This is a genomic window from Hydrogenophaga luteola (genome assembly GCF_042648585.1).
In the GTDB taxonomy this organism is placed as follows: Bacteria; Pseudomonadota; Gammaproteobacteria; order Burkholderiales; family Burkholderiaceae_C; genus Hydrogenophaga; species Hydrogenophaga luteola.
In genome coordinates this window covers 219,791-234,448 of sequence record NZ_JBHRXX010000010.1, presented here as the reverse complement: position 1 = coordinate 234,448, position 14,658 = coordinate 219,791, and the positions used below count along the sequence as shown (strand labels likewise).

14 protein-coding genes are annotated in these 14,658 nt (G+C 69.0%); 3 read left to right on the top strand and 11 right to left on the bottom strand.

The features are described from left to right. Nucleotides 1-7: 7 nt before the first annotated feature. On the top strand, nucleotides 8-373 hold the full coding sequence (locus ACFOPI_RS22980; RefSeq protein WP_382179375.1) for a hypothetical protein: 366 nt from the start codon (nucleotides 8-10) through the stop codon (nucleotides 371-373). Nucleotides 374-418: 45 nt separating this feature from the next. Here ACFOPI_RS22980 and ACFOPI_RS22975 read toward each other — a convergent pair whose 3' ends face one another. From ACFOPI_RS22975 to ACFOPI_RS22930, 10 genes are all read right to left on the bottom strand, one after another. Further along, complete coding sequence (locus tag ACFOPI_RS22975) at nucleotides 419-886, bottom strand: RidA family protein (RefSeq protein WP_382179373.1); 468 nt, start codon at nucleotides 884-886, stop codon at nucleotides 419-421. After that, on the bottom strand, nucleotides 883-1,653 hold the full coding sequence (locus ACFOPI_RS22970; RefSeq protein WP_382179372.1) for a carbon-nitrogen hydrolase family protein: 771 nt from the start codon (nucleotides 1,651-1,653) through the stop codon (nucleotides 883-885). The genes ACFOPI_RS22975 and ACFOPI_RS22970 overlap by 4 nt, the downstream gene beginning before the upstream one ends. 28 nt (nucleotides 1,654-1,681) lie before the next feature. Then, nucleotides 1,682-5,365: a hydantoinase B/oxoprolinase family protein gene (locus ACFOPI_RS22965; protein WP_382179813.1), complete on the bottom strand. Its 3,684-nt coding sequence runs from the start codon at nucleotides 5,363-5,365 to the stop codon at nucleotides 1,682-1,684. A gap of 17 nt (nucleotides 5,366-5,382) precedes the next feature. Continuing rightward, nucleotides 5,383-6,375, bottom strand: a complete 993-nt coding sequence (locus ACFOPI_RS22960) for a TRAP transporter substrate-binding protein (protein WP_382179369.1) — start codon at nucleotides 6,373-6,375, stop codon at nucleotides 5,383-5,385. Nucleotides 6,376-6,423: 48 nt separating this feature from the next. Further along, complete coding sequence (locus tag ACFOPI_RS22955; protein ID WP_382179366.1) at nucleotides 6,424-7,719, bottom strand: TRAP transporter large permease; 1,296 nt, start codon at nucleotides 7,717-7,719, stop codon at nucleotides 6,424-6,426. Between the two features lie 10 nt (nucleotides 7,720-7,729). Beyond that, entirely contained in the window at nucleotides 7,730-8,245 is a 516-nt protein-coding gene (locus tag ACFOPI_RS22950; protein WP_382179363.1) for a TRAP transporter small permease, read from the bottom strand. 6 nt (nucleotides 8,246-8,251) lie between these two features. Then, complete coding sequence (locus ACFOPI_RS22945; protein ID WP_382179360.1) at nucleotides 8,252-9,244, bottom strand: TRAP transporter substrate-binding protein; 993 nt, start codon at nucleotides 9,242-9,244, stop codon at nucleotides 8,252-8,254. A gap of 38 nt (nucleotides 9,245-9,282) precedes the next feature. Then, nucleotides 9,283-10,092: a putative hydro-lyase gene (locus tag ACFOPI_RS22940; protein ID WP_382179357.1), complete on the bottom strand. Its 810-nt coding sequence runs from the start codon at nucleotides 10,090-10,092 to the stop codon at nucleotides 9,283-9,285. Nucleotides 10,093-10,253: 161 nt separating this feature from the next. Beyond that, on the bottom strand, nucleotides 10,254-11,150 hold the full coding sequence (locus ACFOPI_RS22935) for a LysR family transcriptional regulator (RefSeq protein WP_066261165.1): 897 nt from the start codon (nucleotides 11,148-11,150) through the stop codon (nucleotides 10,254-10,256). Next, nucleotides 11,147-12,049 carry a LysR substrate-binding domain-containing protein gene (locus ACFOPI_RS22930; protein ID WP_382179354.1) on the bottom strand — a complete coding sequence of 301 codons (903 nt, stop codon included), beginning with the start codon at nucleotides 12,047-12,049 and terminating at the stop codon, nucleotides 11,147-11,149. The genes ACFOPI_RS22935 and ACFOPI_RS22930 overlap by 4 nt, the downstream gene beginning before the upstream one ends. Nucleotides 12,050-12,123: 74 nt before the next feature. Here ACFOPI_RS22930 and ACFOPI_RS22925 point away from each other — a divergent pair, with 74 nt between their 5' ends. Beyond that, nucleotides 12,124-13,254, top strand: coding sequence for an MFS transporter (locus ACFOPI_RS22925; RefSeq protein WP_382179352.1), 1,131 nt, complete (start codon nucleotides 12,124-12,126; stop codon nucleotides 13,252-13,254). A 50-nt stretch (nucleotides 13,255-13,304) separates the two neighbouring features. Continuing rightward, entirely contained in the window at nucleotides 13,305-13,841 is a 537-nt protein-coding gene (locus tag ACFOPI_RS22920) for a hypothetical protein (RefSeq protein WP_382179350.1), read from the top strand. Between the two features lie 5 nt (nucleotides 13,842-13,846). Here the strand turns inward: ACFOPI_RS22920 and ACFOPI_RS22915 are convergent, their stop codons facing one another. After that, the gene (locus ACFOPI_RS22915; protein ID WP_382179348.1) at nucleotides 13,847-14,629 is read right to left on the bottom strand and encodes a class I SAM-dependent methyltransferase; all 783 of its coding nucleotides are present in this window, start codon (nucleotides 14,627-14,629) and stop codon (nucleotides 13,847-13,849) included. Nucleotides 14,630-14,658 lie beyond the last annotated feature (29 nt).

Below are 14,658 nucleotides of genomic sequence, written 5' to 3'. Positions count from 1 at the left end.
GCACGCCATGAACCAGCGCACCTCGCCCCACCCCTGGATCGCCGCCCTGCAGGTCGGTCTGGACGGGCTGGAGAAAGCGCTGCTGCAAGGCGACGCCCCGGCCGTCGAACGTGCCAGCCAGCACGTGCAGACGGTGCTGAAAAAAGCCCCGCGCACCGCCGATTTCGCTGTGCCCGGCAGCCGCCTGCGCGACGACATGCTGCAGGCCGCCCACCGCTTCGGACTGCTGCGCCAGGCCGTGTTGCGCGCCCAGGCCCAGAGCCAGCGCGCCGTGCGCAGCCTGCTGCCCCAGCAGGCACCGGGCACCTACGGCCGCCTCGCCGGCCAGAACCCCTCCACCGGCGGCGCCGGCCAAGCCTACCTCTCGGCCTGATTGGTGCTGCGGGCGTAGAAGACGCCCGAACCGCAAAGTGCCGCGTCAGACCTGCTCGACGATGGCCTCGATTTCAACGGCGAACCCCTTGGGCAACGACCCGACACCCACGGCCGAACGTGCGTGAGACCCCTTTTCAGCGCCCAGCACATCCACGAACAGATCGGACGCGCCATTGATGACCTCGGTGTGCTCGGTGAAATCGGGCGTGGCGTTCACCATGCCAAACACCTTGACCAGTTGGCGGAGGTTCTCGAACCCGCCGAGCGCCTCCTTCATGGCCGCCAGCAGATAGATGGCCACCTCTCTGGCGCACTGTCTCGCGTCGGCCACGCTGACTTCGGCGCCCACCTTCGGCACAGGCACACCCGCCGGTCGAAGGGGCGCCCCCTTGCCGGACAGATAAATCGTCTTTCCGCTGCGGACGTAGGTGACAAAGCTGCCGCGAGGAGCGGTCAGCTCGGGCAACGAAATTCCAAGCGCTGCAAGGCGTTGTTCCGGCGTCTGGTTCATTCGACATCCACCTTCCGGACGGTGCCCAGCCACCCTCCATCACACCGTTCGGCCAGCACCAGGTGATCGCCAGTGGCAGGAGCTGCTGCAAGCAGCTGCCCGCCCGGGCCCCAGAGCGCGCTCCGTCCTGCCGCAACAAGACCGCCCGTGGGTGCACCATGGTTGGCGACCAGCACCGCCATGTCATGTGCGGCGGCCCAGTTCCGCACGATGGCAGCATCCGCGGCGTACCCCGCACCGCTCCAGAGCACGCCCGCGGCGTAGACCGTCGCCCCGGCGGCCCTGGCCCAGCGGGGGTGCTCGGCGTGAACGGTGTCGGCGCAGATGGCCAGCGACACCCGTTGGTCGCCGACGTCGAGGCCGTGGGCGTTGACCTCCCCCGGTGAGGCGAACTGCGCTTCGCCGGCGTGCAGGAACCGCTTGCGGTAGATGGCGCTGGAACCATCGGGGCAGAGGCAGATGGCGCCGATGGCAGGCAGTGCGTCCGACACCCCCGGCACCGGCGCGCCCACAACGACTGCGATGCGGCGCAGCCGAGCCAGCCTGCGCAGCGGCTCCAGCACCGGAGCGTCCGCCGACAGGACATGGCGCTTCAACAGCGGCAACTCGTAACCGGTGAGCGACAGCTCGGGAAACAGGATGAGCGACACACCCTCCGCTGCCGCGGCCTCGACAAACGGTAGGTGCAGGCACAGGTTCCCGCGCACATCGCCGGGGAGGGACGATGACTGCGCGGCGGCGATCCGCAGAGGGGGCGTGGCGGTCATGAGTGACTGGTTGAATCGGCTCTATCTGTCACGCCGCCTCGGCGACCGGTTGGCCCCATCCGCCGCCGCCGGGCGTGCGGATGACGAACACATCCCCCGGCTGCATGGCCACCTCTCCGATGTGCGAGAGGTCCGTCACCTTGCCCTCGGCCCGCTCCACCCAGTTGGCCCCGGGCTTGCCCGCCTGACCACCCGCGGCACCGAAGGCGCCGTAGCGGCGGCCGTTGCTGAGGATCGAAGCCGTCATCGGTGCCAGGAAACGGATGCGCCGCTCGCCGCCGTCGCCGCCCTTCCAGCGCCCTGCCCCGCCCGTGCCCCGGGCGATGGCGTATTCGTCGACCCGCACCGGGAAGCGCCACTCCAGCACCTCCGGATCGGTCATGCGCGAGTTGGTCATGTGGGTTTGCACCACCGACGTGCCGTCGAACCCCGGACCGGCGCCGGAACCGCCGGCAATCGTCTCGTAGTACTGCCGCTCGTGGTCGCCGAAGGTGAAATTGTTCATGGTGCACTGGCTGGCCGCCATCACCCCCAGGGCACCGTAGAGCGCATTGGTCACGCAGGACGAGACCTCGACGTTGCCGGCCACCACCGCTGCGGGGTGGCGCGGATTGAGCAGGCAGCCCTCTGGCACGATCACCTCAATCGGTTTGAGGCAGCCGGCGTTCAGCGGGATCGCGTCGTCGACCAGGGTGCGGAACACATACAGCACGGCCGCCATGGTGATCGAGCGCGGGGCGTTGAAGTTGCTCGGCTGCTGTTCGCTGGTGCCGCTGAAGTCGATCACCGCCGAACGGCGCGCGCTGTCCACACGTACCGCCACCCGGATGCAGGCGCCGTTGTCCATGTGCAGTTCGAACTGGCCGTCGCGCAGGGCGGTGATGGCCCGGCGCACGCACTCTTCGGCGTTGTCCTGCACGTGCTGCATGTAAGCCCGCACAGTGTCCTGGCCGTACTGGCGCACCATGGTGAGCAACTCCTCCTGCCCCTTGCGGTTGGCGGCGATCTGCGCGCGCAGGTCGGCGAGGTTCTGTTCGGGGTTGCGGCTGGGGTGCGGACCCGACCGCAGCAGCGACAGCAGGGCGCCCTCCTGCAGGCGGCCTCCGCGCACCAGCTTCATGTTGTCGATCAGCACACCTTCGTCTTCGATGGTGGCCGAGAACGGCGGCATGGACCCGGGGGTGATGCCGCCGATGTCGGCGTGGTGCCCGCGGCTGGCCACATAGAAGGCGGGCTTGCGGTCGGCGACCGACAGGAACACCGGCGTCACGACCGTGATGTCGGGCAGGTGCGTGCCGCCGTGGTAGGGGTCGTTGAGCACGAACACGTCGTCGTGCCGCATGTCCGGGTTGCGCTCAATCACCGAGCGGATGGACTCGCTCATGGAGCCCAGGTGCACCGGCACGTGCGGCGCGTTGGCGATCAGCTGGCCCTGGCCGTCGAAGATGGCGCAGGAAAAGTCCAGACGCTCCTTGATGTTCACCGACTGTGCCGTGTTCTGCAGCCGCAGGCCCATCTGCTCGGCGATGTTCATGAACAGGTTGTTGAACACCTCCAGCATCACCGGGTCGACCTGGGTGCCCACGGCCACCGCCTGCACACGCGGCCGGGTGCGCTGCAGCAGCAGGTTGCCGCGCCCGGTCATCACGGCCTGCCAGCCGGCATCGACCACGGTGGTGGCGTTGCGCTCGGCCACCACGGCGGGGCCATCGATGGTCGCGCCCACCCGCAGCGCCTCGCGCTGGAACAGCTGCGCGTCGCGCCAGCCGGCGGGTTGTTCATCGGCCAGGCAGTACATGCGGATGGTGGTCACCGGGTCCGGCCGGTGCGCGGTGCCCGCCGCCGTGGCCCCGCCGCCCTGCACCGGCTCCCCGGCGAGGCTGGCCTCCACACTGACCGACTCGATCACCAGCGCACGGTCCGCCATCAGGAAGGAAAAGCGCTGGCGGTAAGCGGTCTCGAAGGCATCGCGCAGAGACGCCATTTCGTGGGCCGGTGTTTCGTTCAGACCCAGCGCGCAGGGCAGCGCGGTGTCGGTGCCCTCGTAACGGACCAGGGCCTTGAAGCCGGTGGTCACCGCCTGGGTGTCGATGCCCTGGGACCGCATCTCTTCCAGCGCTTCCTCGCGCAGGGCCAGCGCGCGCCCGCGCGCCGCGGCCAGACCGGGCTCGTCCAGCGTGCGCTCCACCGAGCCTTCCCGCATCACCGTGCGGTCGGCCAGGCCCATGCCGTAGGCGCTGAGCACGCCGGCCAGCGGGTGCGCCAGGATGCGCCCCATGCCCAGCGCGTCCGCCACCAGGCAGGCGGCCTGGCCACCGGCGCCGCCGAAGCACTGCAGCGCGTAGTCGGCCAGGTCGTAGCCGCGGGCCACGGAGATCTTCTTGACCGCGTTGGCCATGCTGGCCACCGCAATCTGCAGGGCACCGGCGGCCACTTCTTCGGCGGTCACCGCGGGCGTTCCCGCCACGGTGCGGGCCGCGTTGATCGCGCGGGCCATGTCCGCGAAGCGGTCGACCACCACCTCGCGGTCCAGCGGCTCATCGGCGCCGGGGCCGAACACCTTCGGGAAGTGGTCTGGCTGGATGCGGCCCAGCATCACGTTGGCGTCGGTGGTGGCCAGCGGGCCGCCGCGGCGGTAGCTGGCTGGCCCCGGGTTCGCCCCCGCGGACTCGGGACCCACGCGCAGCCGGTGCCCGTCGAAGCGGATGATCGATCCGCCCCCGGCGGCCACGGTATGGATGCTCATCATCGGCGCGCGCATGCGAACGCCGGCCACCTCGGTGTCGAAGGCGCGCTCGAACTCGCCCGAGAAGTGGCTCACGTCGGTCGAGGTGCCCCCCATGTCGAAGCCGATCACCTTGTGCAGGCCGGCGGCCTGGGCGGTGCGCACCATGCCCACGATGCCGCCCGCGGGGCCGCTGAGGATGGCGTCCTTGCCCTGGAAGTGGTCGGCCTGGGTGAGACCGCCCGAGCTCTGCATGAACAGCAGCGGCACGCCGGGCATCTGGTCGGCCACCTGCTGCACGTAGCGCCGCAGGATCGGGCTGAGATAGGCGTCGACCACCGTCGTGTCGCCGCGCGGCACGAACTTCATCAGCGGGCTGACCTCGTGCGACACCGAGACCTGGGTGAAGCCGATGGCCCGCGCCATGACCTGGGCGGCCATCTCGTGCGCGGGCGATCGCCAGCCGTGCAGGAACACGATGGCGCAGGCGCGGATGCCCTCGTCGTAGGCCTTCTGCAGGTCCACGCGCAGCGCAGCTTCGTTCAGCGGGGTCACGCAGACGCCGTCGGCGCCCACCCGCTCCTCGGCCTCGATGACGCGCTCGTACAGCAGCTCGGGCAGCACGATGTGGCGGTCGAACAGGCGCGGCCGGGCCTGGGTAGCGATGCGCAGCGCGTCGCGAAAGCCCCGCGTGGTCACCAGCACGGCGCGGTCGCCCTTGCGTTCGAGCAGCGCGTTGGTGGCCACGGTGGTGCCCATCTTCACGCACTCCACCCACTCGGGCGTGATGGGCGCGCCGGGCGCCAGACCGAGCAGGCGGCGGATGCCTTCGACTGCCGCGTCCTTGTACTGCTCAGGGTTCTCGGACAGCAGCTTGAGCGTGTGCAGGCCGCCGTCGGGTGCACGGCCGACCAGGTCGGTGAAGGTGCCGCCCCGGTCGATCCAGAACTGCCAGCGCAGCGAAGGGGGAACGTGTGTCGGGTTCATGTCGGTCATGTCGGAATTCACTGTTGACTGAAATAGGGAATGAAGATCTGGTTGGCCTGGGGGCCCACCTCACGCACCCATTCGCGCGCGAAGCGCTCGCCCATGCGGACCAGGGTGCCGCGCAGCTGCGTGGGCGTGGGTTCGACCTGGATGCCGTTGCCCGCCAGCGTCTGGGCGGACTGCTGGGCCGCCTTCTCGGCGGCGGCCCAGCCGCGCTGCTCGGCCTGCAGCGACAGCTCGGCCAGCGTCTGGCGCACCGCGGGATCAAGCGACTGGTGCGCGCCGTGGTGGACCATGACCAGGTTCTTGGGCATCCAGGCGTTGAGGTCGTAGAAGTGGCGCATCCAGCGCCACACCTGCTGTTCCACACCGGTCACGGACGAGGTGATCATGCTGTCGATGCGCCCGCTCTCCAGCGCCTGGCCAACCTCGGCCATGGGCACCTCGACCGGCACCGCCTCCAGCATCTCGGCGATGCGCCGCGTGGTGGCGTTGTAGGTGCGCATGCGACGGCCGCGCAAGTCCGAGGCGCTGCGCACGGGCTCGGTGCAGTACAGGCCCTGCCCCGGCCATGGGGCGGTGTACAGGGGCACAAGCCCCGCCGACGCCAGCGCCTTTTCAACCACCGGCCGCTGCACCTTCCACAGGCGGCGTGCGTCGTTCATGTGGCGGGTCATGAACGGAATGGCGTCGGCGCCGCATACCGGCCAGGTGCTGGCCATGGTGGTCATGATGCATTCGCCCGCCTCGGGCTGGCCCGTCGCCACCGCCTCGGGAATCTTGGCGAGCGGCACCCGCTTGCCCTCGGCCACCACGGTCCAGCGCAGCGCGCCCCCGGTGGCCTGCTCGACCGCAGCGCCCAGCCACGCCAGCGTGCTGGCGTGGTAGCCGTCGGCCTTGTAGCCGGTGGCCACGGTCCAGGCCGCGGGCGGGGCGGCCAGGCAATGGCGGGCGGTGCTCCACCCTGCCAGGGCGGCCGCGAGGGCCACCGGCATGTTGCGTCGGCGCATGGGAGTCTCCTGGGTCGGAAGGGACGGGAGGGCAGAGGGCCGCGGGGGCTACTGCATCAGGCCGGGCAGCCAGGTCACGGTGCCGGGCACGAAGTAGACGAACAGCACGAAGGCGCACATCAGCCGGAACAGCGGCATGGAGACCCGGGCGATCCAGGTGATCTCGCGCTTGGTCAGGCCCTGGATCACGAACAGGTTGAAGCCGACCGGGGGCGTGATCTGCGCCATCTCCACCACCAGCACGATGAAGATGCCGAACCAGACCAGGTCGAAGCCGGCGGCCTCCACGGTGGGCAGCAGCACGGCCATGGTCAGCACCACCATGGAGATGCCATCGAGGAAGCAGCCCAGCACGATGAAGAACATGACCAGCATCACCATCAGCGCGAAGGGCGAGAGCCCCAGGCCGCCGATGAACTCGGCCAGGTGCCGTGGCAGGCCGATGAAGCCCATCGACAGCGTGAGAAACGAGGCGCCCGCCAGGATCAGGCCGATCATGCAGTAGACCCGCGCGGCGGAGGCCAGACCGTCCAGCAGGCGCTGGCGCGAGAGCGAGCCTTCGATGGCCGACAGTGCCAGCGACCCCGCCACACCCAGCGCGGCGGCCTCGGTGGCGGTGGCCACGCCGGTGTAGATCGAGCCGAGCACCAGACCGATCAGGGCCACCACCGGCAGCAGGTGCCGCCCTTCGTAGAGCTTCTGCTTCAGCGTGAGCGCGGCGTCGGCGGCCGGGATCTGATCGGGGTGCCGCAACGCCCAGAACACGATGTAGCCCATGAACAGCAGCGCCAGCAGCACGCCCGGGATCACGCCGGCCATGAACAGCTCGGCGATCGAGACGTTGGCCGCCACCCCGTAGACGATCATGATGATCGAGGGCGGGATCAGCAGGCCCAGGGTGGCCGCGCCCGAGAGCGTGCCGACGGACAGCCGGTCGGGGTAGCCGCGCTTGTCCAGCTCGGGCAGGGTGATCTTGCCGATGGTGGCGCAGGTGGCGGCCGAGGAGCCCGAGACGGCCGCGAAGATGGTGCAGCCGATCACGTTGACGTGCAGCAGGCGCCCGGGCAGGCGGTTGAGCCACGGCGCGAGACCGCGGAACATGCCTTCGGCCAGCCTGGACCGGAACAGGATCTCGCCCATCCACAGGAACAGCGGCAAGGCGGTCAGCGTCCAGCTGGTGGTGCTGCCCCAGATGGTCAGCACCATGGCGTCGCCCACCGGGCGTTCGGTGAAGAACTGCATCGCGACCACCGCGACGCCGAGCAGGGACAGGCCGATCCACAGGCCGGAGCCCAGGACCACCAGCATGAAGACGATCAGGAGCAGCGCAATCAGGGCATCCATGGTGGTCTCCTCATTCGACCCGGGCCGTTTCGCCGGCCGGGGCATGCTTGAAGAACGGACGACCGGCAAAGTGGCTGGCGGTGGCGTCGATACAGGCCAGGGCCAGTCCCGCGGCACCGATGGCCATGCTCAGCTGCGGCAGCCACAGGGGCGTCGCGTCCATGGTCTGCGCGATGTCGTGTGTGGTGCGGGACATCCACACCAGCCGCACACAGGCCCAGGTCAGGAACAGGCTGAGCACGCTGGCGGCGACCAGGCTCCAGACCTGCAGCGCACCCCGCCACCGCCCGGAGACCTTCTCCATCAGCAGGGTGACGCGGATGTGTTCGTTGCGCTGAAAGGTGGCGGGCAGCGCCAGGAACAGCGCAGCGGCCATCGCGTACCCGGCGTAACCGTCCAGCCCCTGCACGTCCCAGTGCAGCTGGCGGGCCAGCACCCCGAGCGCGATGATGCCGAAGGTGGCGGCCAGGCCGAGCATGGCCAGCCACGCGAGCGCGGCGTAGACCGAATCCAGAAGGCGTCTCATGGCGGTTCAGGGCTTCTGGAAGCTGTCGATGATGGCCTTGCCGTCGGCGCCCGCCGTGGCCAGCCAGTCGGCGGTGAGCTTGTCGCCGATGGCCTTGAGGTCCTTCTTCAGGGCCGGGCTCGGATCGGCCAGCCGCATGCCCTTGGCGGTCAGCGCCTTCTGGTACTCGGTGTCTTTGGCCTCGCTGAGCTTCCAGCCGCGCTCCTGGGCCTCGGCGGCGGCCTTGAGCAGCACCTCCTGCGTGGGCTTGTCCAGCGCGTCGAAGGACTTCTGTGACACCACCACCGCGTTCTTGGGCAGCCAGGCGTTGACCCGGTAGAAGTACTTCACGCTTTCGTAGAGCTTGCTTTCCACACCGCTGGCGCTGCTGGTGAGGAAGTTCTCCACCGTGCCGGTGGCCAGCGCCTGGCCGAGTTCGGCCAGCTGGATGGTGGTGGGCTGCGCGCCGGCCAGCTGCGCGATGCGCGAGGTGGCCGGGTTGTAGGCGCGCATCTTCGTGCCCTTGAGGTCGGCCACCGACTCCACCGGCTTGGTGCTGTAGAGGCTCTGGCCCGGCCATGGCACGGTGTAGAGCAGCTTCATGCCCTGGCTGGCAAGCAGCTTCTCCATGTAGGGGCGCTCGATCTGCGCGAGCCTGCGGGCTTCGGCGTAGCTGTCGGCCAGGAAGGGCAGCGAGTCGGTGCCGAACAGCGGGTTCTCATTGCTGTGACCCGAGAGGATGAACTCGCCGGCCTGCACCTGGCCGGTCTGCACCGCGCGCTTGATTTCGTTGGCCTTGTAGAGCGAGGCACCCGGGTGCAGGGTGATCTTGAGCTTGCCGCCGGTGGCCTTGTCCACGTCGTTGGCAAAGGTCTGCAGGTTCTCGGTCTGGAAGCTGCCGACGCCGTAGGCGGTGGGCAGGTCCCATTTGGCGGGCGACTGGGCCAGGGCGTTCGGGCCCGCTGCCAGCAGCACCAGGGCGGCGCTGGCGCCGAGCAGGGTTCGTTTGGAGATGGTCATGTCGGTTCCTCGTGGGGTGGGGTTGGAAAAGGGCCGGGTCATCCCAGGCCGAGTTGGTCGTTGAGACGGTCGGTCACCAACATGCAGCCGGGCGCATGGGTGATGCAGAACGCGGGCTTGGACGCCGCGATGGCGGCCTGCGGTGTGACGCCGCAGGCCCAGAACACCGGCAGCTCGTCGGGCATGACCTCGACGGCATCGCCGTAGTCGGGGCGGGAGAGGTCGCTGATGCCGATCTGCGACGGGTCGCCGATGTGCACCGGCGCCCCGTGCACCTCCGGCACGCGGGAGGTGATCTGCACCGCCTTGATGGCGTCGGCGGCCTTGAGCGGGCGCATCGTCACCACCATCGGCCCCTGGAACGGGCCGGCGCGGCGGGTCGGGATGTTGGTCCTGAACATCGCCACGTTGCGGCCCTGTTCGACGTGGCGCAGACGGATGCCGGCGGCCAGCAGGCCGTGCTCGAACGAGAACGAGCAGCCCAGGGCGAACACCACCATGTCGTCGCGCCACACGGCGGCGAGATCGGTGGGCTCGTCGACCAGCTCGCCGGCCTGCCACACACGGTAGCGGGGCAGGTCGGTGCGGATGTCCAGGTCGTGGCCCAGCTCGGTCAGGCGGTACTGCCCCGGCTCGCCCACGGCCAGCAGCGGGCAGGGCTTGGGGTTGCGCTGGCAGTAGCGCAGGAAGTCGTCGGCCAGGGCCTTGGGCAGGATGGCGAGGTTGGCCTGCACATGCTGGCGGGCCAGACCGCTGGTGTGCCCGGTCAGTTGGCCGGACCGGGCGGCGAGGCGAACCTCCAGCGCGCTGGAGCTTTCATGCAGGTGATGCGGAACGGTGCTGTTCATGTTGGATGGGATCGGCCATGGGTGAATGGCGCGGATTCTGGGCATTGCGCCCGGATTCATCCAACGAGAAATTTGCGCGCGACCTCATCGAAAAAATCGATGACCTGATCGAGTGCGTATTAACCCTATCAAGGTTAACCCTAAGCACCGGCGCGGTGCACTCAGGGCTTCGATCGGGTGCGCGAGGACCTCAGTTGCGCGGTGGCCGAGGCCAGCAGCGACTCCGTCAGCGTGCTGGTGGGGTCCTCGCGGTAACTGGCGTGGATGGGCAGCGGCGCCAGCGCCGGGGCGCCCGGCAGAGCCCGCAGGGGCGAGCGGTGCGCCAGCGCGGACACCACCTCGGAGGGCAGCGTGGCGACCCCGAATCCCGCCTCCACCAGCTGCACCATGGCGGAGATCGAGGAGATGGTGTGGATGCGGGGCGTGGGTGTTTCGTCGCCCTGGAACAGCTCCAGCAACGCCTGGTGCGGCTGCGATCCGCGCTGGAAGGTCAGCAGCTCCAGACAGGCCAGGTCGTTGAGCCGGTAGCGCCGGGCCAGGTGCATGTCCTGGTGGCCGACGAAGGACATCTGCATGGCCGGCAAGGCCACCGAGCGCAGTCCGGCGTCGTTGGCGGGGATGGCCGCAAACACCAGGTCGAGCGCGCCGCGGCGCACCTGGTCCACCAGCACCGGCGAGGTTTCCACCGTGAGCTCGAACGCGAAGTCGGGCTGGTCGGCCCGCATCTGCACCAGCCAGCGCGGCAGCCAGCTGTGCACCACCGACTCGATGGCACCGATGCGCACGGTGACCATGTCGCCGCTGTTGTGGCCCATGGCTTCCTTGATCTGGCGCTGCATCGACAGCAACTGCTGCGCCAGCGTGTGGAAGCGCTGCCCCGCAATCGTGAGGCGGAACTGCTTGTCGCGCCGGTCGACGAGCACCGTGCCCAGTTCCTCCTCCAGCGCGGAGATGCGTGCCGAGAGCGCGGACTGGGTGATGTGCAGCTTCTGAGCGGCCCGGGTCACGCTGCCCAGGGACACCGCCCAGTGAAAGGCTTCGACGAATCGCAGGTTCATGGCGGGCCTATGTCGATGGTGGTCTTCATCTCGTCCAGCAGCCACTGAAGAAAGGGCTGGGTCTGCGGGGACGCGTTCGGTGCCACTCCGATGCAATGGCCGCTCAAAGGCATCCGCACATCGGGCAAGGGGCAGACCAGACGCCCCGACGCCACGTCGTGTGCGATCAGGGAGGTTGGCGCCAGGGCGAAGCCCAGCCCGTCCACGGCCGCCTGCAGCACAAAGTGCAGGTGTTCGAACTGCAGGCAGCCGGAGGGCATCAACCCGGGCGCGCGCACCAGCCGCTTCCAGTGCTCCCAGTCCTCGCTGCGCGATCGGGACAGCAGCAGCACATGGAACGCCAGGGCCGCAGGTTCGTGCACAGGGCATCTGGCCCACAGCGCGGGCGACCCCACCACAACCGCCTCGTCGTCCAGGCACGGATGGATCTCCATCGCCGCCGGCCACCCCTGGGTGCCGCGCCGGATCGCCAGGTCGTAGGCGTCGAGCGCCTTGTCGGGCGGCAAGGTGGTGGTCATCACTTGCGGCTCGATGTCCGGATGCCGGGCCACGAACCCCGGCAGCCTCGGGATCAGCCACCGCACCGCGAACGAGGGCCTGACGTTGATCTTCACCGTGCGCAGCGACGCGCTGCCCTTGAGCGACTCGGCGGCGGCACCGATCTGCTCGAGCGCCGGACCCACCTGCGCATGGAACTGGTGACCGGCGGCCGTGAGCAGCACCTGCCGGGTCCTGCGTTCGAACAGGACCACGCCCAGATGGGCCTCCAGCGCCTGGACCTGGCGGCTGATGGCGCTGTGCGTCACGTGCAGTTCCAGTGCGGCCAGCGTGAAGCTCTGGTGGCGCGCAGCGGCCGCGAAAGCTCGGACAGCGTTCAACGGAGGCAGGCGGGGCGGCATGCGTGCAATTTTCTCACGCATGCCGCGCAGCAAAACCGTTTGTCGCGCGTGGCGGCGCTGCGCACCATGACCCCATGCCCACACCCGACACCCTCCTCCTCACCGACCAACACTCGCGCCGCGCCGCCTGGGTGCTGGGGCTGTCCCTGCCCGGGGACACAGCGCTCTACCTGCTCCTGCCCATGTTTGCGCCGGCCTTTGGAGTCAGCCTGCCCGAGGCCGGGATGCTGCTGGCGGCCAACCGCCTGGTGCGCATCGCCGGGTACGGTGCGGTGGCGCGGTCCTATGCCCGACACGGCGAGCGGCGCACCTGCACGCTGGCGGCGCTGGCGGCGGCGGTGTGTGCGCTGGGCTACGCCACCCTCACCGGCTTCATCGCCTTGTTGTGCCTCCGGCTGGTGTGGGGGCTGGCGTTCGCAGCACTGAACCTGGCCACACAGGCCCTGGCCACGGCGGAACCGGCCGGCGCCGCGCGCCGGGCCGGCCGCTCGCGCGCGGTGACGGCCCTGGGGCCGATGCTGGCGCTGCCCCTGGGTGGCGTGTGTGCGCTGTGGGCGGGCCCCAAAATCATCTTCTTCCTGTTCGCGATGGCCGCGCTGGTGGCGGTGGCGGTGGCCCGCCAGTTGCCCGACGCGCCCCACGCAGAGCCCCAGCCAGAGAAGAAGAGCAGCAAGCTGCCGGGCAGCCTCGACCGCTTTTCCTTCGTTGAAGGCCTGGTGCTGGACGGCCTGTTCATCATCGGCCTGTCCTACCTGGGTCGGGACCTGCTGCCGGGTCAACCAGTCCTCGTGGCGGGTCTGCTGCTGTCGGTCCGCTACCTGGCGGAAATCGTGCTGGCGTCTTCGGGCGGGCACCTGGCGGACAAGCACGACCCGACCGTGCTGCTGGTGGTCTTCGCGGTACTCACGTCGATCGCCATCGCGGGCTTCGGCTTCGGCTGGTTGTGGAGCTGCGCACTGGCCATCGTGATCCTGCGCGCCCTGCTGCTGCCGCTGCTGCCCACATTGGTCGCGCTTCGCACGCCGGGGCCAGGGCGCATACAAGCCCTGGCCACGCGGTCTGTCTGGCGCGACATGGGCGCCGGCGGTGGTCCGGTGCTGGCTGGGCTGTTGTTGCCCGTCGTGCCGGCCGCGTGGATCTATGGCGGCGCGGCGCTGCTGCTGGCCACCACGGCGATGGACTGCCTCAAGCCGCACAAGCGCTGACTGCACGTGGCGCGGATGCCCTTTTTCCCCTGCTTTCTGGAGACATTGAAATGAACCTGCATCGCACCCTCGTGGTTTGCGCGGGCGGCACCGTGGATCTGCCTGCGCGGCCGATGAACCACCGCAGCGACGGCGGGCACCTGCTGGTCCACCCGCCGCGGCCGGTCTGGGAACGAAGCGAGCTCACGCCCGATGAGCTGACGCGATTGGCCTGCCTGGTGGCTGCCACCGGGAAGGCGATGCTGGACACCTTGCCGCAGCTCGACGGAGGGTGCCTCAACTACTGGGAGGCCGGCAACAACGCGCTCAACGAGAAGGCCCATCCGATGGGCCCCAAAACCCCCCGGCTACACCGCAGGGTGCACCTGCATGTGTTTGGGCGAAGCCCGAAGGCGACGCATCCCGATTGGCAATGGGGCGAGCCGCCGCGGTTTCCGGCGTTCGCCGATTCGGACGCCTGGACTGCGCAGTTCAGCCCGCTGAATCCTGGCGAATGCGACGCCATCGCGGCGGCCATACGGGTGCTGCTGAACACCCGCTATGGCATGAACGCCGGGGCTGCAGACCTGCCGACCTCAGGCTCCTGAGCCGCTCACGCCTTCTCGGACGGTGCGTGCATGTGCGTGCCGAAGTAGTTGCTCATACGGAACAGGGTCTCGGTGCGCTTGTAGAAGATGATGTACTTCTTGCGTGGGCCACCGCGCGTCAGGCCCACTTCCGGCGTGCGGAAGTCGACGAAGCAGCCGTGGTCGGCCGCCACCTTGATCAGCGACAGCGGCGTCCAGTAGGCCACATGGCCCGGCACGAAGGGGTACTGGTGGAATGTGATGTTGCTGCCGTCGTAGATGTTGGAGCTGCAGATCAGGATGCCATCGTCCTTGAGCAGGCGCAGCAGCGACTCGAAGTGAGCCACCGGTTCGGTGAAGTGTTCGATCACCTCGGAGGCGATGACCACGTCCGACGGTGTGGCCTCGGCGATGGGCTCGAAGTTCTCGGCCTCCTGCATGTTCTCCAGGTCGACCAGCTTGGTCTGCACCTCGGGGTACATGCGCTTGACCCACACATGGTCGGTGTTCAGGCCCGAGCCGAAGAAGCTGATGCTGGCGTTGTGCTTGCCCACGATCTCCATGCCCATCTCGGCCATGTAGAACTCGCGGCCCGGGCGCTCGTCGTTGGCGTTGCGCAGTTCGCGCAGTGCAGCCTCGGACGACTGACGGGCAATGATCTTGACGTAGCTGCCCAGGTTCTCGGGGTAGCGGATCAGGCCGCAGGAGCGGCACTGGTGGCCGCGCATGGTCTTGCCCTGGTACGGCTTGACGCGGCAGGTGTGGGCGACGATGTCTTCTTCACCGCCACAGACGGGGCATTGGCTCATGGGGTTCTCCACGGTACGGAATGAATGGT

Coding starts and splice junctions, on each gene's coding strand:
- ACFOPI_RS22980 (WP_382179375.1), top strand. CDS start 8: ATGAACCAGCGCACCTCGCCCCACCCCTGGATCGCCGCCCTGCAGGTC.
- ACFOPI_RS22975 (WP_382179373.1), bottom strand. CDS start 886: ATGAACCAGACGCCGGAACAACGCCTTGCAGCGCTTGGAATTTCGTTG.
- ACFOPI_RS22970 (WP_382179372.1), bottom strand. CDS start 1,653: ATGACCGCCACGCCCCCTCTGCGGATCGCCGCCGCGCAGTCATCGTCC.
- ACFOPI_RS22965 (WP_382179813.1), bottom strand. CDS start 5,365: ATGAACCCGACACACGTTCCCCCTTCGCTGCGCTGGCAGTTCTGGATC.
- ACFOPI_RS22960 (WP_382179369.1), bottom strand. CDS start 6,375: ATGCGCCGACGCAACATGCCGGTGGCCCTCGCGGCCGCCCTGGCAGGG.
- ACFOPI_RS22955 (WP_382179366.1), bottom strand. CDS start 7,719: ATGGATGCCCTGATTGCGCTGCTCCTGATCGTCTTCATGCTGGTGGTC.
- ACFOPI_RS22950 (WP_382179363.1), bottom strand. CDS start 8,245: ATGAGACGCCTTCTGGATTCGGTCTACGCCGCGCTCGCGTGGCTGGCC.
- ACFOPI_RS22945 (WP_382179360.1), bottom strand. CDS start 9,244: ATGACCATCTCCAAACGAACCCTGCTCGGCGCCAGCGCCGCCCTGGTG.
- ACFOPI_RS22940 (WP_382179357.1), bottom strand. CDS start 10,092: ATGAACAGCACCGTTCCGCATCACCTGCATGAAAGCTCCAGCGCGCTG.
- ACFOPI_RS22935 (WP_066261165.1), bottom strand. CDS start 11,150: ATGAACCTGCGATTCGTCGAAGCCTTTCACTGGGCGGTGTCCCTGGGC.
- ACFOPI_RS22930 (WP_382179354.1), bottom strand. CDS start 12,049: ATGCCGCCCCGCCTGCCTCCGTTGAACGCTGTCCGAGCTTTCGCGGCC.
- ACFOPI_RS22925 (WP_382179352.1), top strand. CDS start 12,124: ATGCCCACACCCGACACCCTCCTCCTCACCGACCAACACTCGCGCCGC.
- ACFOPI_RS22920 (WP_382179350.1), top strand. CDS start 13,305: ATGAACCTGCATCGCACCCTCGTGGTTTGCGCGGGCGGCACCGTGGAT.
- ACFOPI_RS22915 (WP_382179348.1), bottom strand. CDS start 14,629: ATGAGCCAATGCCCCGTCTGTGGCGGTGAAGAAGACATCGTCGCCCAC.